Annotated in this window: 17 protein-coding genes; 6 read left to right on the top strand and 11 right to left on the bottom strand. The window is 61.5% G+C overall.

The genetic code is table 11. The features are described from left to right. Positions 1 to 239 precede the first annotated feature (239 nt). Positions 240 to 1,517: a chloride channel protein gene (locus M2497_RS17065; protein WP_248481820.1), complete on the bottom strand. Its 1,278-nt coding sequence runs from the start codon at positions 1,515 to 1,517 to the stop codon at positions 240 to 242. Between the two features lie 192 nt (positions 1,518 to 1,709). Between M2497_RS17065 and M2497_RS17060 the strand changes: the two genes are divergently transcribed. Both M2497_RS17060 and nudC read left to right on the top strand, forming a co-directional pair. Beyond that, complete coding sequence (locus tag M2497_RS17060) at positions 1,710 to 2,522, top strand: crotonase/enoyl-CoA hydratase family protein (RefSeq protein WP_248481819.1); 813 nt, start codon at positions 1,710 to 1,712, stop codon at positions 2,520 to 2,522. 5 nt (positions 2,523 to 2,527) lie between these two features. Next, positions 2,528 to 3,361 carry an NAD(+) diphosphatase gene (gene nudC, locus M2497_RS17055; protein WP_248481818.1) on the top strand — a complete coding sequence of 278 codons (834 nt, stop codon included), beginning with the start codon at positions 2,528 to 2,530 and terminating at the stop codon, positions 3,359 to 3,361. Here nudC and M2497_RS17050 read toward each other — a convergent pair. The 3 genes from M2497_RS17050 to M2497_RS17040 all read right to left on the bottom strand — a co-directional run bounded on the left by M2497_RS17050 (position 3,329) and on the right by M2497_RS17040 (position 6,070). Continuing rightward, positions 3,329 to 4,108 (bottom strand): TSUP family transporter, encoded by a 780-nt coding sequence (locus M2497_RS17050; RefSeq protein ID WP_101269572.1) that lies wholly within the window; start codon positions 4,106 to 4,108, stop codon positions 3,329 to 3,331. The two genes, nudC and M2497_RS17050, sit on opposite strands and share 33 nt — an antisense overlap. A gap of 178 nt (positions 4,109 to 4,286) precedes the next feature. Further along, positions 4,287 to 5,006 (bottom strand): phosphatidylcholine synthase, encoded by a 720-nt coding sequence (pcsA, locus tag M2497_RS17045; protein WP_248481817.1) that lies wholly within the window; start codon positions 5,004 to 5,006, stop codon positions 4,287 to 4,289. A 149-nt stretch (positions 5,007 to 5,155) separates the two neighbouring features. Next, the gene (locus M2497_RS17040) at positions 5,156 to 6,070 is read right to left on the bottom strand and encodes a class I SAM-dependent methyltransferase (RefSeq protein WP_248481816.1); all 915 of its coding nucleotides are present in this window, start codon (positions 6,068 to 6,070) and stop codon (positions 5,156 to 5,158) included. A gap of 191 nt (positions 6,071 to 6,261) precedes the next feature. Here M2497_RS17040 and mdeB point away from each other — a divergent pair, with 191 nt between their 5' ends. Beyond that, positions 6,262 to 8,910 (top strand): alpha-ketoglutarate dehydrogenase, encoded by a 2,649-nt coding sequence (gene mdeB, locus M2497_RS17035; RefSeq protein ID WP_248481815.1) that lies wholly within the window; start codon positions 6,262 to 6,264, stop codon positions 8,908 to 8,910. Between the two features lie 31 nt (positions 8,911 to 8,941). Here the strand turns inward: mdeB and M2497_RS17030 are convergent, their stop codons facing one another. The 5 genes from M2497_RS17030 to M2497_RS17010 form a co-directional block, all read right to left on the bottom strand. Beyond that, positions 8,942 to 9,430 (bottom strand): DUF1289 domain-containing protein, encoded by a 489-nt coding sequence (locus M2497_RS17030; protein ID WP_248481813.1) that lies wholly within the window; start codon positions 9,428 to 9,430, stop codon positions 8,942 to 8,944. Positions 9,431 to 9,566: 136 nt separating this feature from the next. After that, positions 9,567 to 10,817: a ribonucleotide-diphosphate reductase subunit beta gene (locus M2497_RS17025; RefSeq protein ID WP_093530333.1), complete on the bottom strand. Its 1,251-nt coding sequence runs from the start codon at positions 10,815 to 10,817 to the stop codon at positions 9,567 to 9,569. A gap of 186 nt (positions 10,818 to 11,003) precedes the next feature. Continuing rightward, entirely contained in the window at positions 11,004 to 12,308 is a 1,305-nt protein-coding gene (locus M2497_RS17020) for an ATP-binding protein (RefSeq protein WP_248481811.1), read from the bottom strand. Next, a complete protein-coding gene (locus tag M2497_RS17015; RefSeq protein ID WP_248481809.1) occupies positions 12,305 to 13,045 on the bottom strand; it encodes a response regulator in 741 nt (246 codons plus the stop codon). The genes M2497_RS17020 and M2497_RS17015 overlap by 4 nt, the downstream gene beginning before the upstream one ends. Positions 13,046 to 13,178: 133 nt before the next feature. Next, on the bottom strand, positions 13,179 to 14,591 hold the full coding sequence (locus tag M2497_RS17010; RefSeq protein WP_248481807.1) for a PLP-dependent aminotransferase family protein: 1,413 nt from the start codon (positions 14,589 to 14,591) through the stop codon (positions 13,179 to 13,181). A gap of 123 nt (positions 14,592 to 14,714) precedes the next feature. Here M2497_RS17010 and M2497_RS17005 point away from each other — a divergent pair, with 123 nt between their 5' ends. From M2497_RS17005 to M2497_RS16995, 3 genes are all read left to right on the top strand, one after another. Beyond that, positions 14,715 to 15,347 (top strand): LysE family translocator, encoded by a 633-nt coding sequence (locus M2497_RS17005; RefSeq protein WP_248481805.1) that lies wholly within the window; start codon positions 14,715 to 14,717, stop codon positions 15,345 to 15,347. Between the two features lie 74 nt (positions 15,348 to 15,421). Then, a complete protein-coding gene (locus tag M2497_RS17000; protein WP_248481802.1) occupies positions 15,422 to 16,480 on the top strand; it encodes a diguanylate cyclase in 1,059 nt (352 codons plus the stop codon). Between the two features lie 48 nt (positions 16,481 to 16,528). Next, positions 16,529 to 17,758 (top strand): M20/M25/M40 family metallo-hydrolase, encoded by a 1,230-nt coding sequence (locus tag M2497_RS16995; RefSeq protein ID WP_248481800.1) that lies wholly within the window; start codon positions 16,529 to 16,531, stop codon positions 17,756 to 17,758. A 174-nt stretch (positions 17,759 to 17,932) separates the two neighbouring features. Here the strand turns inward: M2497_RS16995 and M2497_RS16990 are convergent, their stop codons facing one another. Together M2497_RS16990 and M2497_RS16980 are read right to left on the bottom strand one after the other, a co-directional pair. Beyond that, positions 17,933 to 18,256, bottom strand: a complete 324-nt coding sequence (locus M2497_RS16990) for a contact-dependent growth inhibition system immunity protein (RefSeq protein WP_248481798.1) — start codon at positions 18,254 to 18,256, stop codon at positions 17,933 to 17,935. Positions 18,257 to 18,706: 450 nt separating this feature from the next. After that, entirely contained in the window at positions 18,707 to 19,123 is a 417-nt protein-coding gene (locus tag M2497_RS16980; protein WP_248481797.1) for a hypothetical protein, read from the bottom strand. Positions 19,124 to 19,130 lie beyond the last annotated feature (7 nt).

Genomic DNA, 19,130 nt, shown 5'->3' with positions numbered 1-19,130 from the left:
CGGCTTAAAGCGCGAAGGATGGCGCTTGGGCCCAGCCCTTTCAAGGTCTTTAGGTAGAACAGGCGATAAGTACCCTGTGGCGAGCGGGCTTGTCCCGCGTTGGGCGGCGAAGCAGCCCTGAAACCCGCAGCCGAAGAGTACCTGACGCACCGCATTCTTCCTTCCAGGGTCGCTTCGCAACCCAACGCGGGACAAGCCCGCTCGCCACAATTGCCGTGTTCACCCTTAATGGGAGGGCGTCAGTCAGATATGGCCGGCTTTTTTCCAGCAGTTTCCATGCGTTGGCACAGCTTGCTCACGCACACCGCGCCGACCACCGCGAGGATGATCGGCACCAGGAAGTCATGGTCGACGCGGGTAAATTCCGCCACCAGCACGATTGCGGTCAGTGGCATGTTCATGCTGGCGGCGAGGAACGCCGCCGCGCCGATGATTGCAAACGCACCGAGGGGCACGCCGGGCCACACCAGGCTCCAGGTGCCGCCGAGGATGATCGCCAGTAACGCGCCATTCGCCAGGCCGGGGGTGAGCAGGCCGCCTTCGGCCCCGGCGCGCAGGCTGCTGCTGGTGATCAGCACTTTGACCACCAGCAACAGTGCGGCCAGGCCGATGGTCAGTTCATTGTCGAAACCCAATTGCGCGGGGCCTTTGCCATTGCCGAGGATTTGCGGCAGCAGCATCGCCAGGCCGCCGATAACGCTGAAGTTGATCAGCGCCAGTACCGGCAGGCGCCAGCCTCTGGCGGCGTTTGCCCTTGCTGCGCCGGTCAGCCGGGTGAAGGCATAGGCCGCCACGCCGAATACCGGCCCACACACCACGGCCCAGGCGATCAGCACCGGGCTCAGCACAAAATGCGGCACCACGTACTGCGCCTCTGCCCCCAGCCCGATCCACGCCACCGCTGCACCAATCGCCGAGGTCGCCAGCGCAATCAGCGCCGCCGGCCAACTGAATGCGCCCACCAGCACTTCCAGTACAAACACCGCGCCGCCCAACGGCACGTTGTACACAGCCGCCAGCCCGGCACCCGCGCCGCAGGCCACGATCAGTCGGTGCATGGGCGGTTCGAGTCGGGCGCGTTGGGACAGCCAGGTGGCGGCCAGTGCACCAACCTCACGGGGCGCCACTTCACGCCCCAGCGGCGAGCCGAGAGCCACGGTGATGATCTGCAAAAGCGCGTGGGCGAGGGTGGTCTTGGGCGGCATGATCGGCATCTGTTCCGACACCGCCTGCTTGATGCTCACCAGCGGGCGCCCGTAGCGATAGAGCGTCCACCAGCCCAACCCGGCGACCAGGCCGCACACTACCAACACCTGCAAACGGCGCTCCGGCGCGGCGGCGGTCACGCCCCACAAAAAGGTTTCATGGCTGACCAGGCTGTCGAGGCTGTAACCGTACGCCAGGTGCTGAATACCGTGCAGCAGCAGGGCCAGGAGCATGCCGCCCAGGCCTGCGCCAATACCGGTCAACACCACCACCAGGGCAAGAATCAGCGACGAACGCAACGTGGACGGCATAGACGGCTCCAGGCAAGGGCCCTGATTGTATAGCCGATAAGCCGGGCCTCCGGGATGAAATGTATCGGGGCTGCATGAACCTTGCGCCCACAACATTCCATTACGTTTGCCCGTCCCGTTTTTGGCCGATGTGCCGTCACACACACTTGTTATAGTTCGGGCCTTATCACTCGCCAGTCAGGGATCACTGCCATGTCCGAATACCAAGCTTTCGTCGTCGAACTCACCGGCAACGTTGCCCATGTGCAGATCAACCGCCCGGAAAAGATCAACGCGATGAACGCCGCGTTCTGGACCGAAATCATCGACATCTTCCAGTGGGTCGAAGACACCGACGCCGTGCGCGCCGTGGTGCTCAGCGGTGCCGGCAAGCATTTTTCCTCCGGTATCGACCTGATGATGCTGGCCTCGGTGGCCAATGACTTTGGCAAGGATGTCGGCCGCAACGCACGCCTGCTGCGCCGCAAGATCCTTGAGTTGCAAGCCTCGTTCAACGCCGTCGACAACTGCCGCAAGCCGGTGCTGGCGGCGATCCAGGGTTACTGCATCGGCGGCGCCATCGACCTGATCAGCGCCTGCGACATGCGCTACGCCGCTGAAGGCGCGCAATTCTCGATCAAGGAAATCGATATCGGCATGGCCGCCGACGTCGGCACCCTGCAGCGCCTGCCGCGCATCATCGGCGACGGCATGCTGCGCGAGCTGGCCTACACCGGTCGCCAGTTCGGCGCCGAGGAGGCGCGCAGCATCGGCCTGGTCAATCGCGTCTATCCCGATCAGGACAGCCTGCTGGCCGGCGTCATGGAGATTGCCCATGAAATCGCCGCCAAATCGCCGATTGCGCTCACCGGCACCAAGGCCATGATCAGCTACATGCGTGACCACACGGTCAATGACGGCTTGGAATACGTTGCCACCTGGAACTCGGCTATGTTGCAATCCAACGACCTGCGCGTGGCCATCGCGGCCCATATGAGCAAGCAGAAACCCGAATTCGTGGATTGACTGACATGACCCCAGGCTGGATTACCACAACGCTGCTGGACAACGACACCCCTGGCGGCTGGGCCGTCGCCCGCAGCCGCGACGGCTTTTTGCATGACACCAACGGCCCGTTGTTTCCCCGGGAATGGCTCAAGCGCCAGGACCTGTCGGTGTTTGCCGAACACGGTATCGGCCACCTCGATGGCGAGCCGGTGTACCTGCTGGAACTCGATGCGGCGGGCGAAGTGCCGGGCTGCAGTTGGCAGGGCCTGCGCGGCTTCATGCTGCAAGGCGATCACACCCTGTACAAAGTGCTGGGCTATGCCGCGCAGATCGGCACCTGGGCACGCGAGCACCGGTTCTGCGGCAGTTGCGGCCAAGCCATGGTCCAGGTGCCACGGGAACGCGCGATGCACTGCCAGGCCTGCGACCTGCGCAGCTACCCACGGATTTCGCCGAGCATGATCGTGCTGGTGACCCGTGGCGACGAGATCCTGCTGGCGCGTTCGCCACGTTTTGTCAGCGGGGTCTACAGCACCCTGGCAGGGTTTGCCGAGCCGGGTGAGTCGGCCGAAGACTGCCTGATCCGCGAGGTCCGCGAAGAGGTGCAGGTGGAGGTCAAGAACATCCAGTACATGGGCAGCCAGTGCTGGCCGTTCCCGCACTCGATGATGCTGGGCTTCCATGCCGAGTACGCCGGTGGCGACATCGTGCCCCAGGTCGATGAGATCGAGGACGCGCAGTGGTTCAACATCCACGACCTGCCGCCGTTGCCGGCGTCACGTTCGATTGCGCGTTACCTGATCGACCTCTACCTGGCCCGCCGTCTAGGCCACGCTGAACCAGTGCTGCCAGGCTAGGCGCACGGTCAGGCCGAGGACCACGGTGATGAACACCGGGCGAATGAATTTGGCGCCACCGCTGATTGCGCTGCGGGCGCCAAAGAACGCGCCGCACATCACCGAAACGCCCATGGCCAGGCCAACGATCCAGTCCACCGAACCATTGATGATGAACACCGTCAGCGCCGCCGCGTTGCTGACGAAGTTCATGCTGCGCGCCACGCCGCTGGCTTTGACCAGGTCGATGGGGTGCAGCAGCATCGTGCTCACGGTCCAGAACGCTCCGGTGCCCGGACCGGCAACGCCATCGTAGAAGCCCAGGCCGAAGCCCTGGGTGGCCTGCCATTTCTTCTTGATCGGCGCGTCGGCATCCAGCGGCGCCTTGGGTGTGCCGCCGAACAGCAGGTACACGCCACAGGCGAACACAATCACCGGCAGCATCTTGTTCAGGGTCTCGGCCGGCAGGTAGTGAGCGACGACGGCGCCGGTCAGTGCGCCGATCAGCGTGCCGACGATGGCGTGCACCCATTGGCGCGGGTGGAACAGTTTGCGGCGATAGAAGGTAAAACTCGCGGTGGCCGAGCCGAAGGTGGAACTGAGCTTGTTGGTACCCAGTACCAAATGCGGTGGCATGCCGGCGGTGAGCAGGGCGGGGGTGGTCAGCAGACCGCCGCCACCGGCGATGGCGTCGATGAAACCGGCAATGAAGGCAACCACCGCCAGGATGGCGAGGGTGGTGAGGTCTACGCTGAGTTCGAAGGGCATGGGCAGGGCTTATTCTTGGCGGGCGCTATGCGAAAGGCCGCCATCTTACTCGCGGGGACTCAGCAAATCCAAATGTGGGAGGGGGCTTGCCCCCGATTGCGGTGTTCCAGCTAACTCATCTGTAGCTGATTCACCGCTATCGGGGGCAAGCCCCCTCCCACATTGTTACTGCGTCGACTTACGATCGATGTGTGTCGATCCACTCCAGCGCCGTACGCCAGATACAAATCCCGAGGAAATACGCCGACATCACCGACCACAACCCAAAGGTCCATGGGTTGGTATTCGGGTAATCCACCACCATCAAAAAGCTGCACAGCAACCAGATCGTGGTCACCGCGATATTGATCGGCATGAACCGCTTAACCCGGAACGGATGCAAAAACTTCATCGGCGTCACGGTCAGCAGGGCCAGGCCAATCACGGTGAGCAAGGTGACCCAGGCCTCCGGCTGGATGATATAGACGCACAGCGCCACCACGTTCCAGGCGGCGGGAAAGCCGACGAAGTAGTTGTCCTTGCTCTTCATGTTCACATTGCAGAAGCAGAACAGCGACGACACCAGGATCACCGACACTGTAAACAGGTGGGTGAAGTCCGGCAGGTCGATATAGCGGTAGATAAACAGCGCGGGAATGAACACATAGGTGAGGTAATCAATCACCAGGTCCAGCACCGAGCCGTCAAAGCTTGGCAATACCGTGCTGACATTCACCCGGCGTGCCAGTGAACCGTCGACCCCGTCCACCACCAATGCCAGGCCCAGCCACAGCAGGCAGGCCTTCGGCGAGTTTTCCAGCAGCGCCAGGGTGGCCAGGAAGGCCAATACCACGCCGGTGGCGGTAAAGCCGTGGGCGCCCCAGGCTTTGAGTCTGGCTACATGCAGGGTCGATATCACGGGCGGTTCTCCAAAAGGTGAAACGGGGCAGCCGACAACGTGACGCCGTCGAGTCTGGCCGGGGAATGCAGGTATCGACCGGGAAGGAGGCAAGAAGGTTCACCACCCCGGCGTATCACTTAGCGTAGCAAGCGTAGGACGTTTCGGCATCAGCCCTGGCGGAACACCAGTGCCTTCAGGCCACTTTGCGGGTCGATGTCGGGAAACTCCGGCGGGTTTGCCAGGCGTTCAACGAAGCGCAGGCCCGGTGCTTCGCGGGTGACGCCGTCGATCAGGAAGTCTTCGCCGAAGGCCGGGTCGTTCATGCACGCCAGCACCGTGCCCTGTGGCGTGAGCAAATCCGGCAGGCGGCGCAGCACGCGTTGGTAGTCCTTGGTCAGCAGGAAGCTGCCTTTCTGGAACGAGGGCGGGTCGATGATCACCAGGTCGTAGGGGCCGCTGTTGGTCACTTTGGCCCAGGACTTGAACAGGTCATGGCCCAGGAAACTCACCTTGCTCAGGTCATGACCGTTGAGACGATGGTTGTCGCGGCCACGGCTCAAGGCGCCGCGGGCCATGTCCAGGTTCACCACATGCTCGGCGCCGCCTTCGATGGCCGCCACGGAAAACCCGCAGGTGTAGGCAAACAGGTTGAGCACACGCATGCCCCTGGCCTGTTCGCGCACCCAATTACGGCCGTAGCGCATGTCGAGAAACAGCCCGCTATTCTGTTTCTTGCCCAAGTCGATCAGGTAGCGCAAGCCGCCTTCGACGATGATTTGCTCTTCGACGGGCTCGCCCGCCAGCCATTCGGTGGTGCTTTGCGGCAGGTAGCGGTGTTGCAGGGCAACGGTATAACGGCCGAACTGGCTGTGCAGCAGCTGTTTCAAGGCGTCCAGTTGCGCAGCGTCGGGCTCCTTGAACAACGACACCAGCAGCACGCCTTGCAGCCAGTCCACCGTCAGTTGCTCCAGGCCCGGCCAGCAGCGACCACGGCCATGGAACAGGCGGCGGGTTTCGCTCGGTGGCGTTTGCAGGGCGGCGAGCAAATGAGCGTGCAGGGTGGCGAGTGCGTCTGGGTTCATCGTTAAACGTCAGTCATTGAGCGGGCGGCATTTTAAACACAGTTGCAGGGTCGTGGGTGGCTTGAGCACAACGTGCTGCGAAAAAGCCATGGCGCAGTGATTCATGCTCAAAATGCTGAAAACAGCGCCTGATAACAGGCAAAACATCCTCCGGCGCCGACATAAACTGGAAAAAAAGCCCGGAGGTGCCCATGAACGGTTTCACGAAAGCGCTGATTGACCAGCAAGAGCTGGATGAATGGCGCGACGCCCTGGCCTCACTGGTGGCCAACGCCGGCGCCGCACGGGCACGGCAAATTCTCGACCTGCTGGCCCAGGATGCCAGCGCCCCGCACATCGACTGGAAACCGCGCCACGACACGCCCTACATCAATAGCATCAGCGTCGAGCAGCAGCCGGCGTTCCCTGGCGACCTCGCCACCGAAGAACGCCTGGCTTCACTGGTGCGCTGGAACGCCCTGGCCATGGTGGTGCGCGCCAACCAGGCCTATGGCGAACTCGGCGGGCACATCGCCAGTTACGCCAGCGCGGCAGACTTGTTCGAGGTGGGTTTCAACCATTTCTTCCGTGCCCGCAGCGACGGCTTTGGCGGTGACCTAGTGTTCTACCAGCCGCATTCCGCGCCCGGCATTTATGCACGGGCGTTCCTTGAAGGCCGCTTGAGCGAAGCCGACCTGGCCCACTATCGCCAGGAGATCGGCGGGCCCAAGGGTGGCGCACGTGGCCTGTCCAGCTATCCCCACCCCTGGCTGATGCCGGACTTCTGGCAGTTCCCCACCGGTTCCATGGGGATCGGCCCCATCAGTTCGATTTTCCAGGCGCGCTTCATGCGTTACTTGCAACATCGCGGCTTGCAGGACACCACCGACCGCCATGTCTGGGGCGTGTTTGGCGACGGCGAGATGGACGAGCCGGAAAGCATGTCCGCCCTGACCCTGGCCGCCCGCGAAGGCCTGGACAACCTCACGTGGGTGGTCAATTGTAACCTGCAACGCCTCGACGGCCCGGTGCGCGGCAACGGGCGCATCATCGATGAACTGGAGGCCTTGTTTGCCGGCGCCGGCTGGAACGTGATCAAACTGGTCTGGGGCTCGGACTGGGATGCGTTGCTGGCCAAGGATGCCGATGGTTCGTTGGTCAACATTTTGTCCAATACGGTTGACGGCCAATTCCAGACCTTCGCCGCCAAGGACGGCGCCTACAACCGCGAGCACTTCTTCGGCCAGAGTGACTCCCTGGCCCGGCTGGTCGAGGGCCTGAGCGATGAACAGATCGACCGTCTCAAGCGTGGCGGCCATGACATGGTCAAGATTCACGCGGCCTACCACGCGGCGCGGCGGGTCAAGGGCAAGCCCACGGTGATCCTGGCCCAGACCAAAAAGGGCTTCGGCATGGGTGAGGCCGGGCAGGGCAAGATGACCACGCACCAGCAGAAGAAGCTGGATCGCGATGCGTTGATCGCCTTCCGCAACCGCTTCCAATTGCCGCTGAGCGATGAACAGACCGAATCCCTGAGCTTTTTCAAACCGGCAGACGACAGCGTTGAGCTGCGCTACCTGCACCAGCGGCGCACCGCATTGGGCGGTTACGTGCCCAGTCGACGCCAGGTCGCCGGGCCCGTTACCGTGCCGGCCGTAGCGGGCTACGCCGGTTTCGCCACGGCCGCCGACGGCAAGGAAATGTCCACCACCATGGCCTTTGTGCGCATGCTCACCAACCTGCTCAAGGACAAAGCCCTGGGCCCACGCATTGTGCCCATTGTCGCGGACGAAGCGCGCACCTTCGGCATGGCTAACCTGTTCAAGCAGATCGGCATTTATTCCAGCGTGGGCCAGCGCTACGAGCCGGAAGACATCGGCTCGATCCTCAGCTACCGCGAAGCCACCGATGGGCAGATTCTGGAGGAGGGCATCAGCGAAGCCAGCGCCATCAGCTCCTGGGTTGCGGCGGCCACCAGTTATTCAGTCCACGGCCTGCGCATGTTGCCGTTCTACATCTATTACTCGATGTTTGGCTTCCAGCGCGTCGGCGACCTGATCTGGGCCGCTGCCGACCAGCGTGCCCGTGGCTTCCTGCTCGGCGCCACGGCCGGGCGCACCACCCTCGGTGGCGAAGGCTTGCAGCACCAGGACGGCAGCAGCCACCTCACCGCTGCCACCGTGCCCAACTGCCGTGCCTACGACCCGGCGTTTGCCGGTGAATTCGCGGTGATCCTCGACCACGGCATGCGCCAGATGCTGGAGCACGATGTGGACGAGTTCTACTACGTGACCCTGATGAACGAAAACTACCCGCAGCCGAGCCTGCCGGAAGGCGTGGAGGCGGCGATCATCAAGGGCATGTATTGCTTGCAAGGTACGGCCGACGCCAAGGTACGCCTGTTGGGTTCCGGCACGCTGGTGCGCGAGGCGCAAGCGGCGGCGCAGTTGCTGGCGGAGGATTGGCAGGTGGCGAGCGAGGTGTTCAGCGTGACCAGTTTCAGCGAACTGGCGCGGGAAGCGCGGGAGGTGGAACGCTGGAATCGCTTGCATCCGCAGCAGACGGCACGTGTCAGCCACTTGGCTGAATGCTTGCCCAAGGGGGCGCCGGTGGTGGCCGTGTCCGACTACGTGCGGGCCGTGCCGCAGATGATCAGTTCGTATCTGGATTCCAGCTACACCGTGCTTGGTACTGATGGGTTCGGGCGCAGTGATACGCGGGCGGCGTTGCGCGATTTCTTTGAGGTGGATCGGTATCACATCGTGCTGGCGGCACTGACGGCGTTGGATGCGCGGATGTGTCAGCTGGCGATTGAGAAGTACGGCTTACAGACGGAGCGTGCGGCGTCCTGGAACTCCTGACAGGCGCAAATCAAAATGTGCGGGCTGGTTTTTAGAGGGTCGCTATCAGGGCCGGCCCAAACGCTTCCTTGAGGAAACCTGGGGCGATATAGCGCTCGTAGTGCGCTTCGGACAGCAGGAAAAACTCGCGGTCGATGGCATCCCGCAGGTCGGCCAGCGGGCGCTCACGAAACTCCGGCAGCAACACCAACCCATACGCCTCCAGCCTGGAAATCACCCGCGCGCCACGGGCAATCAGCTGGTACGCCCAGCAATATGGCGATTGGTGCGGCATAAAGCGGATCTTGCGATTTTCCAGTTGCTGGCGCAGCAGGTGCGCGTCGAACACTTCCAGCTTGCTGGCCATCACCTGCACCAGCAGTTGCTCCAGGCGCAACCACACCGCCTGTTTTTCTTCGGCGTTGTAGCCGTTCCACTGGATCACTTCGTGGTGATAGCGCTTGCAGCCCCGGCAGACCAGGTCTCCGTAGACGGTGGAGCACAGGCCGACGCAAGGGGTCTTGATGGTTTGATTGGGCATAAGAGGCAATTTGCAAAGATTTATCGCGCACCGCAACCCATGTGGGAGGGGGCTTGCCCCCGATTGCGGTGCATCAGTCACTGAAGCTTGAGCTGAACGAATGTCATCGGGGGCAAGCCCCCTCCCACATGTGGAGTCAATCCCAGCTCAGCGCGCCGCCAGTCTGGTACTCGATCACACGGGTCTCGAAGAAGTTTTTCTCTTTCTTCAAGTCCATGATTTCGCTCATCCACGGGAACGGGTTGGTCGTGCCTGGGTACTCTTCCTTCAAGCCAATCTGCGACAGACGACGGTTAGCGATGAACTTGAGGTAGTCCTCCATCATCGCCGCGTTCATGCCCAGCACACCGCGCGGCATGGTATCGCGCGCGTATTCGATCTCCAGCTGCGTCCCCTGCAGGATCATCTGGGTCGCTTCTTCCTTCATCTCGGCATCCCACAGGTGTGGGTTTTCGATTTTGATCTGGTTGATCACGTCGATACCGAAGTTCAGGTGCATCGACTCGTCACGCAGGATGTACTGGAACTGCTCGGCCACACCGGTCATTTTGTTGCGACGGCCCATGGACAGGATCTGGGTGAAGCCGCAGTAGAAGAAGATGCCTTCCAGTACGCAGTAATAGGCGACCAGGTTGCGCAGCAGTTCTTTGTCGGTTTCGACGGTGCCGGTTTCGAACTTCGGATCGGAGATCGAGCGGGTGTACTTCAAACCCCAGGCGGCTTTTTTAGCGACCGATGGGATCTCGTGGTACATGTTGAAGATCTCGCCTTCATCCATGGCCAACGATTCGATGCAGTACTGGTAGGCGTGGGTGTGGATCGCTTCTTCGAAGGCCTGGCGCAGGATGTACTGGCGGCACTCCGGGTTGGTGATCAGGCGGTACACGGCCAGCACCAGGTTGTTGGCAACCAGGGAGTCGGCGGTGGAGAAGAAGCCCAGGTTGCGCATGACGATGCGACGCTCGTCGTCGGTCAGGCCTTCGGGGTTTTTCCACAGGGCGATGTCGGCGGTCATGTTGACCTCTTGCGGCATCCAGTGGTTGGCGCAGCCGTCGAGGTACTTCTGCCAGGCCCAATCGTACTTGAAGGGTACGAGTTGGTTGAGGTCGGCGCGGCAGTTGATCATGCGTTTTTCGTCAACGGCGACACGGGCGGAGGCGCCTTCGAGTTCGGCGAGGCCTTCGGCGACGTCGAGTTTGTCGAGGGCGGCCTTGGCGCGGACGATGGCGGCGGAGTCGTTGGCGGTCACGTTACGGGCTTCCAGCGCAGCAGCGGCGCCGGCACCGTCGAGGCGGTCCATGTTGGCTTCGCTGGCGTGGCCGGCGTTGGCGCCCTTGATCACCGCTGCACCGGTGTCTTCGTTGTCGACTTCATCCCAACTCAGCATGGAAATGCTCCTTCCTGGTATTCGAAAAATAAGTGTTTTTGCAGGCTTCAAGGCATTGAAATACTGCGCATAGTGTGGTCGATAAATACCGATACTGCACACTATGTAGTGGTCTGTTCTGTTTGTGGGCACACTATATGGTGTGTAACAAGACTGGTCAACGTGCAGGAATCACGCAGGCCTGCTTTAAAGGCTGATCTTGATCTGCGCGCACAACCCACCTTCCGGCCGGTTGCTCAACGTCAACGAACCCCCGATGGCCACCACCAGTTGCTGGGCAATCGCCAGCCCCAGGCCGGTGCCGCCGGTGCCGCGGTTGCGTGAGCTTTCCACGCGGTAGAACGGCTGCATCACCTGCACCAGTTCGTCCTCGGCAATGCCCGGGCCGTTGTCGAGCACCTTGATCGACAGTGCACCATCGGCCGTCGAACCGACCTCCAGTTGCGCGGCGCCGGCGAACTTGAGGGCGTTGTCCACCAGGTTCACCAGCACCCGGCGCAGGGCGTGGGGGCGCGTGTCGAGTACCACGGCGCTTTTGCCGCTGAGGCTCACCTGTTTGTGCATGTCCTGGTAGTCGAACACCAGGCTGTCAAGGAAGGCGTCGAGGTTGATGCGGTGGCTGGCTTCGGTGGCGCCGTGGACGCTGCGTGCGTAGGCCACGCCCTCGCGCACAAGGTGCTCCATCTCGCCAAGGTCGCTCCAGAGTTTGTCGCGTTCGGCACAATCCTCCATGAATTCGGCGCGCAGTTTCATGCGCGTGATCGGGGTTTGCAGGTCATGGGAAATCGCCGCGAGGATCTGCATGCGCTCCTTGAGGTATTCGGCGATGCGCTGTTGCATGGCGTTGAACGCAACCGCAGCGTGGGCCACTTCGATGGGGCCTGTTTCGTCCAGCGGCGTGGGATGGGCGTTGGGGTCGAGGGTCTCCACGGCGCGCGCCAGGCGGGTCAGCGGGCGGATGGCCAGGCGCACGGCAAACCAGGTGCAGCCCAGCAGCAGCGCCAGTTGCAGCACCAGCACCACCGGCAGCCAGTACGCGACGGGCAGCATGGAGGGGCGCACGTCGAGGGTGATCGGGTTGCCGTCGGTCAGGGTCAGGTGTGCCTGGAAGTGTTTCTGCATCCCGGGGATGTCGCGGAAGGTCAGCGCGTAGTGTTCACCCAATGCATCGGCAATCGAGGTGGCGGCCATGGGCACGTCGTCGCTGCGCATCGGCTCGCCGGTTTCGCCGGCGTTGAGCAGGTAGCGATAGTTTTGCCGGTCGAGACGCGGCAGCCAGCTGGCGCGCTCGTTGGCGGGCAGCCGGTCAAGGATCGCCACCGAGGTGGCCACGTCGTTTTCCAGGTTGCCCAGCATGACGGTGCGCGCGCTGATATAGCGCTCATAGAACTGCGCACTGAAGGACAAGCCATGGGCGCACACCAGGCTGATCAGGAAGATCAGCGACAACTGCGACGCCAGGGTACGCGGCCAGCCAAACCTTAAGGTCATTGATCGGCCCCGAGGATTTCCACCGGCAGGGAGAACACGTAGCCCTCGCTGCGCACGGTCTTGATGTAGGCCGGTTCGCGGGCGTCGTCCAGCAGGCGTTGGCGCAGGCGGCTCACCAGCAGGTCGATGGAACGGTCGAACAGATCGGCGTCGCGGCCCTGGGTCAGGTTGAGCAACTGGTCGCGGTTGAGCACGCGTTGGGGGTGATCGAGGAACACCCGCAGCAGGCGGTATTCGGCGCCGCTCAGGGCGACCAGGGTGTCGTCTGCGTCGAGCAGGTGGCGGGCGGTGGTGTCCAGGCGCCAGCGGCCGAAGCGGATCAGCCGCCCGGTCTCGCTGACTACCAGGTTCGGCGGCAGCATTCGTGTGCGGCGCAGCACCGCGTTGATCCGCGCCAGCAGCTCACGAGCGGCGAACGGCTTGACCAGGTAATCGTCCGCGCCCATTTCCAGGCCGATGATGCGGTCGGTTTCATCGTTGCGTGCGGTCAGCATCAATACCGGCGTGGCTTTGTGCTTGCCCACCCGCAGCTCGCGGCACAGCTGCAAACCGTCGTCGCCGGGCATCATGATGTCCAGCACGATCAGGTCCACCGGGGTGGTATCGAGGAAGCTGCGCATCTGGCGGCCGTCGGCGACCACGGTGGTGCGCATGCCGTTCTTTTTCAGGTAGTTGCCCACCAGTTCGCGGATTTCCCGGTCGTCATCGACGATCAGGATGTGATCGACATGATCCATGCTGCCTCCCTCGTTAAATGCTCGTTGGGGCGCAGTCTAGCCATTGGCGACGGACTTGCCTTGTGCCCTTTGTATTGCAGTGTATCTGGCGATAAGGAGATACATGACGAGGCAAAAATACCGGCGTGAACGCCTACAGGGTGCGCGAAGCCCCCGGCAACAGGGCTTCAAACACTTGCTGCACCTGGGGATCATCGCTGTGGGCCACGTTGAAACGCATGGCGTCACGGTGCGTCGCGTCATAGCCAAACAGTGTGCTTGGCGCCAGCACCATGCCCTGTTTCAAACCTTCCTGGGCCAGTCGTTCGCCGTTCACGCCGGGCGGAAGGAGCGCCCAGATAAACATCCCGCCTTCGTAGCCCATCGGCAGTTCGCAGCCGCAACGCCGCAGCCATTGTTCGACCCGTCCACCGGCCTCCATCAAGCGCTGCACCATGCGTTTGCGGTGCCTGGCGTAACTGCCTTCGCTGAGCATGCGGTACAGGAGCTGCTCGAACAGCTCCGAGGTCACGCCGCCACTCATCAGCTTCATATTGGTCAGGTTGGCCGCCAGTTGCGGTGCCGCCACCACGAAGCTGACGCGGGCGTTGGCGCTCAGGCTCTTGGAGAAGCCCGACAGGTAAGTGACCTGGTCCAGGCCGGCGAGGGCTGCCAGGCGGGGCGGTGGGTTGGGGTGCAGGTCGCCGTAGAGGTCGTCCTCGACGATATGGCAAGCGTATTGCTGGGTCAGTTGCAGCAGGCGAAACGCCTGGCCGGGGCTGAAGGTATGACCGGTCGGGTTTTGCAGCACGCTGGTGGTCAGGTACAGGCTGGGGCGATGTTCGGCCAGCAGTTGTTCGAGGGCTGTGAAGTCAAAACCGTCGGGACGACGTTGGATCGTCACCACCTTGACCCCGTGCAGCGCCAGGTTGGCGTGGAAGTTGAAATAGCACGGCGTGTCCAGCAGCACGGTGTCGCCGGGGCGCGCCAGCAGGCGCATCAACATGTCCAGGCCTTGCACCGTATTGGGGGTAGTGATGATCTGTTCTACCGAGACCGACAAACCTTCGCCGTGCAGTTTCTGTTGCAGCGCCTGGCGCAACGGCAGCAGCCCGGCCGGCGTACCCATCCCGGCGATACGTAACGAAGGCGCACGCACCACGCTGCGCATGGCTTGGCGGATCGCTTCGCTGTCCAGCCAGGCCTCGGGCAAGTGACCACCGCCGGGGCGCAGGTCGCCGTAGACCGTGGCAAGGGGGCGGCGCAAGACGCTCAGCAGGTCCTGGGGCAGCAACTCGACCCAGGCGGCCAGGGCCGGGCGGACGCGGTCCGCGGCGACGAAATAGCCGCGGCCTTGGCTGGAGGTGAGCAGGTTGCGCCCGCGCAGGCGGTCGAGGGCTTCGTTGAGGGTGAACTTGCTCACGCCCAGGGTCTGGGTCAGTTCACGCACCGAGGGCAACTTGCTGCCGGGTGCCCATTCGCCGTTTTCGATGGCCTGGCTGAACGCCTCGACGATCTGTTGCACTTTGGGGGTGCCCTCTACAAAGGCGATGGCCGATACGAACATAAAGCTTCCTTATCTTTGCCGGTGATTTTACCGGTGAAGTTCGGGCGGATTAGGCCTCACTTTACCTGCCTTGCGCAACGCCGACTGCCTAGACTGCGCGCTCTATTCCTCAGGTCTATGGCCATGACAAGCGTGTTGACCCTTTCGTCGTTTCTGTACTTCCTGCTGTTTTGCGCCACCATCACCTTCAGCCCCGGGCCCATGACCCTCCTGCTGTTGAGCCTGGGCCTGCGCGACGGCCTGCGCCGCTCGATCCCGGCGCAGATCGGCGCCAGTGTGTCGTACCTGATTTCGATCCTGATCTTTGCCGTGGGCTTCTCGGAGTTGATCAAGGGCAACCTGGCGATCACCCAGGGCATCCAGCTGGTCGGCGTCGCCTACATCCTTTATTTGGCCTACAAGCAATGGACCAGCAGCAACCTCGTGCTGGACCGTGCCGGTGCGGTGGAGGGCGCGCGCAGCCTGTTCGGCAAGGGTTTGCTGACCGGGTTTTCCAACCCCAAGGCCATCATTATGTTCAGCGCGGTGTTCCCGCAGTTCGCCGGTGTGGGGGGGCACAGTTCGGCGGTGGACATTGGCATTCTCGGGCTGACGTTCCTGTTGCTGCAATTCGCCAGCGGCTGCCTGTATTGCTACTTCGGGCAGCGCATCAAGCATGTATTGGAAAACCCCAGGCGGCGTGTGCTGTTGCAACGCATCACGGCTGTTTTGCTGTTGTGCGTGGCGTTGATGCTGGCGCGGGGCTTTGCCCACTGAGCTTATGAGTGGTAGTGGCGAATTGCCGGTGCGCTGATAGACTCTTGGCATTCACTCAGGATTTCCCCCCCCCCATGTCAGCTGCAGAAGGAAACGGACTTCCGCTCGCTTCACGGCTGTACAAATCCCGCACCCTCGGGCTGACGCTCGGTTTTGTCTGCGTGGTGTTCGGGATGTATCCCCTGGACCCCGCCTGGTGGGTGTGGGCCTGGATGGTGATCAACGCGTTCATCTGGCCGCACCTGGCGTTTCAATTGACCTTGCGCACCACCAACGCACTGCGCAGTGAACGGCGCAACCTGCTGTTCGATTCCTTTTGCGGTGGCTTCTGGGTCGGCGCCATGCACTTCAACCCGCTGCCCAGCGTGACCACGCTGTCGATGATGACCATGAACAACGTGGCCATCGGCGGTCCGCGCTTCATGCTGGCGGGGTGGCTGGCGCAGGCGCTGGGTATCGGCGCGGCGCTGCTGATCTTCGCGCCGGCATTCATTGCCGTGACCAGCCAGGCGCAGCTCTACGCCTGCCTGCCGATCCTGATGCTGTACCCGTTGGCCCTGGGCTGGATCTGCTACCGCCAGGCGGTGACCCTGGCCCGCCACAAGCGTGAACTGTTGGTCCTGAGTCGCACCGACAGCTTGTCCGGCCTGCTCAACCACGGCGCCTGGAAGGACCACCTTGAGATCGAGTTCCAGCGCTGTCGCCGGGATTCGGTAGGTGCCGCCATCGCGCTGATCGACATCGACCATTTCAAGACCATCAATGACACCTACGGCCATGTCACCGGCGATATCGTCCTGCGCCAGCTGAGCAAAGTGCTGCGCCAGAACCTGCGCGCCACCGACCTTGCCGGGCGTTACGGTGGCGACGAGTTCTGCGTGATCCTGCCGGGCATGCCGCTCAACCGCGCCACCGAAGTGATGGACGCCTTGCGCGATCGCTTCAACGCCTTGGCCTACGCCCAGGACCCGACCCTGCGCGCCAGCCTGAGCATCGGCCTGGCGCCGTATCAACCGACCCATGCGGATTCGACCAGTTGGCTCAATGACGCCGACCAGGCCTTGTACGACGCCAAAAGCAGCGGGCGCAACCGTGTCAGTGCCGTGCAGGAGGGTTGGTTGCGATCGGTCTAGTGGGGTAGGGTGTGGCGGCACCTTCCAACAAAAAACAAGGATCGGTTCATGCTCTTCACCTTCCGCCGTACCCTCCTGGCCGCCACCCTGGCCATGTCCTTCGCCGTGCCGGCCTACAGCGCCGAGCCCCATAAACAGATCCAGGCCCAATCCGAACACTACAAGGCCGACGCCCTGAAACTGCTGGAGCGCCTGGTCAATATCGACTCGGGTTCAGGTTATGAACCGGGCCTGACCCAAGTGCGCGACATCGCCGTGGATGAGTTGAAACAGCTGGGCTTCTCCATCGAGCTGGTGCCGGACAAGGCCGCCAACAACAGCCACGTGGTCGCCACCCTCAAGGGCACCGGCAAAGCCAGAATCCTGCTGATGGCCCACATGGACACCGTGTTCAAGGAAGGCTCGGCCGCCGAGCGCCCGTTCCACATCAAGGACGGCCGCGCCTATGGCCCCGGCGTGATGGATGACAAGGGCGGCATCGTCGCCGGCATCTACGCGCTCAAAGTCCTCAAGGACCAGGGCTTCAAGGACTACGCGCAAATCACCTTCCTGCTCGACGCCAGCGAAGAAACCGGCTCGGACGCCGCCTCCGAGCTGATCCGCCAAACCGCCAAGGCCCACGACGTCACCCTGAACCTCGAACCCGGGCGCCCAGCCGACGGCCTGGTGGTGTGGCGCAAAGGCAGCGCCACCGCTGTGGTCGAAGTCAAAGGCAAAGCCGCCCACGCCGGCGTCGCCCCGGAACTCGGGCGCAACGCCGCCATGGAAGCGGCGCACCAGATCCTGCAACTGGGCAAGTTGGGGGATGCTGAGAAGAAAACCACCATCAACTTCACCGTGATCAAGTCGGGCGACCGTACCAACGTCATTCCCGACCAGGCCACCGCCAAGGCCGACGTGCGCGCGGCATTGCCGGAAGAGTTTGATCGCATCGAGAAAGACCTGGCACGGGTATCGGCCAACAAGTTGATCCCGGAAACGGAAGTGAAGACCAGCTTGCAGCGTGGGCTGCCACCGATGCCGCAGACGCCGGAGTCGGACAAGTTGGTGGCGATTGCCCAGGGGATTTATGGGGAATTGGGCAGGACGTTGACGATCGAAGGCAGTGGCGGCGCGGCGGATGCCAGCTTGTCAGCCGGGGTAGGGACGCCGACGTTGGACGGGTTTGGGATTGTCGGCGGGAATATTCACACACCGGAGGAGTATGCGGAGGTGGAGAGTGTGGTGCCGCGGTTGTATCTGTTGAGTCGGATGATTATGGAACTGAGCGAGCGCTGACTGACGCTCTTTTGTGGCGAGCAGGCTTGCCCTGCGTTGGGCTGCACAGCAGCCCCAAAACAGACAATGCCGGTTTATCAGAAAACACTCATCGCCTGGATTGGGGCCGCTTCGCGGCCCAACGCGAGCAAGCTCGCTCGCCACATAAGCGGGTATCGCGTCCTTTGGCACCGGTTAGATTTTTTCATTTTTAATTTTGGAGGTTCTATTTTTAAGTGTTGACACGACATGCCTCAACCAAGTTAGGCCGTCAGGCCATTCGCTGCGATAATAATAGTAGCAACCTATATCGCTGAATAAATAAGCTTCCAGCTCTTGCTCTGTCTTTCCGCTGCGCATTAACTTATCTAGTTCTGTTTGTACTTTTAATATCGTGTCTTCAGATGAGTCGGAGACGAAAAACTCTATAACATCGTCCGCTTTTTCGTGGTCGTCAACCCAGTCTTGATTGAAGTAACCAGCAAAAAACTGTTGTGGTTCGGGATAGTATTGGTTCATGGGTTTGAAAATCCAGTATGAATTCGGTAGCCAGTATGCATGTTAGGGGCTTTACGGATTATCAGGTAAATTTCCTTTCCCGAAACGGCTGATGTGCTGTTCTTTTTGAAACTTGTACCTACGGGATGTTTGGTTTTTTGAATGATGATGATTTGATTGTTTTTCCCTTTTAAAAAGTTATCGATTTTAGCTTTGTTTTCATCCAGTACGGTCGATATTTCCCGCTCTGCTGTTGCTCTGTCATGGAAGGCTGAGGCAGCCGGGATGTGTGGCTCTTGTTGTGGTGAGCAGGCTTGCCCTGCGTTGGGCTGCGCAGCAGCCCCAAAACAGACAATGCCGATTTACCTGATAAACACCCATCGCCTGAATGGGGGGCCGCTTCGCGGCCCAACGCAGGGCAAGCCTGCTCGCCACAGAGGGGTTGTGTTGCCTTGGAGGGCGGTGTTTGGTTTACCAGGTTGACTGGTCTTCGAGGCTGGCTTTTTGAAGGTCTTCTTTCCAGACCTTGTTGGCGAGTCGATAGATGTCGACGAAGAAGCCTCGGGGGTCGGCTATTTCTGTTTCGGTCCAAGCCATGGTTATGTACTTGTCGTAATCGTTCTCAAATTCTTTCGAAAAGTCAAAGTCGGGGTTGTCTAGTGCGTCTTTGAGAGAAGAAATCAATATAAAACGATGCCTGTAGGAAAGGTGCATAAGGTCTTTCAGGACGAAAGAAATTATGATTTTTTCCCTGTCTTGATGATTGTTAGGGTCATGCTTCCATAGCTCTTTTCCAACCGTTTCCTCAAGGTCGTATATCGATAAGGCTCCTAATAAATGAGAGACATTAGGAGTGTATGGTGTGTCCATGAATGGGGATTTCAGCATGATCTGC

It is taken from the genome of Pseudomonas sp. CYM-20-01 (assembly GCF_023169845.1).
Lineage (GTDB): Bacteria > Pseudomonadota > Gammaproteobacteria > Pseudomonadales > Pseudomonadaceae > Aquipseudomonas > Aquipseudomonas azotoformans.
The sequence above is the reverse complement of the archived record's forward strand: the minus strand, read 5'-3'. Positions and strand labels throughout refer to the sequence as shown.

Coding starts and splice junctions, on each gene's coding strand:
- M2497_RS17065 (WP_248481820.1), bottom strand. CDS start 1,517: ATGCCGTCCACGTTGCGTTCGTCGCTGATTCTTGCCCTGGTGGTGGTG.
- M2497_RS17060 (WP_248481819.1), top strand. CDS start 1,710: ATGTCCGAATACCAAGCTTTCGTCGTCGAACTCACCGGCAACGTTGCC.
- nudC (WP_248481818.1), top strand. CDS start 2,528: ATGACCCCAGGCTGGATTACCACAACGCTGCTGGACAACGACACCCCT.
- M2497_RS17050 (WP_101269572.1), bottom strand. CDS start 4,108: ATGCCCTTCGAACTCAGCGTAGACCTCACCACCCTCGCCATCCTGGCG.
- M2497_RS17040 (WP_248481816.1), bottom strand. CDS start 6,070: ATGAACCCAGACGCACTCGCCACCCTGCACGCTCATTTGCTCGCCGCC.
- mdeB (WP_248481815.1), top strand. CDS start 6,262: ATGAACGGTTTCACGAAAGCGCTGATTGACCAGCAAGAGCTGGATGAA.
- M2497_RS17030 (WP_248481813.1), bottom strand. CDS start 9,430: ATGCCCAATCAAACCATCAAGACCCCTTGCGTCGGCCTGTGCTCCACC.
- M2497_RS17025 (WP_093530333.1), bottom strand. CDS start 10,817: ATGCTGAGTTGGGATGAAGTCGACAACGAAGACACCGGTGCAGCGGTG.
- M2497_RS17020 (WP_248481811.1), bottom strand. CDS start 12,308: ATGACCTTAAGGTTTGGCTGGCCGCGTACCCTGGCGTCGCAGTTGTCG.
- M2497_RS17015 (WP_248481809.1), bottom strand. CDS start 13,045: ATGGATCATGTCGATCACATCCTGATCGTCGATGACGACCGGGAAATC.
- M2497_RS17010 (WP_248481807.1), bottom strand. CDS start 14,591: ATGTTCGTATCGGCCATCGCCTTTGTAGAGGGCACCCCCAAAGTGCAA.
- M2497_RS17005 (WP_248481805.1), top strand. CDS start 14,715: ATGACAAGCGTGTTGACCCTTTCGTCGTTTCTGTACTTCCTGCTGTTT.
- M2497_RS17000 (WP_248481802.1), top strand. CDS start 15,422: ATGTCAGCTGCAGAAGGAAACGGACTTCCGCTCGCTTCACGGCTGTAC.
- M2497_RS16995 (WP_248481800.1), top strand. CDS start 16,529: ATGCTCTTCACCTTCCGCCGTACCCTCCTGGCCGCCACCCTGGCCATG.
- M2497_RS16990 (WP_248481798.1), bottom strand. CDS start 18,256: ATGAACCAATACTATCCCGAACCACAACAGTTTTTTGCTGGTTACTTC.
- M2497_RS16980 (WP_248481797.1), bottom strand. CDS start 19,123: ATGCTGAAATCCCCATTCATGGACACACCATACACTCCTAATGTCTCT.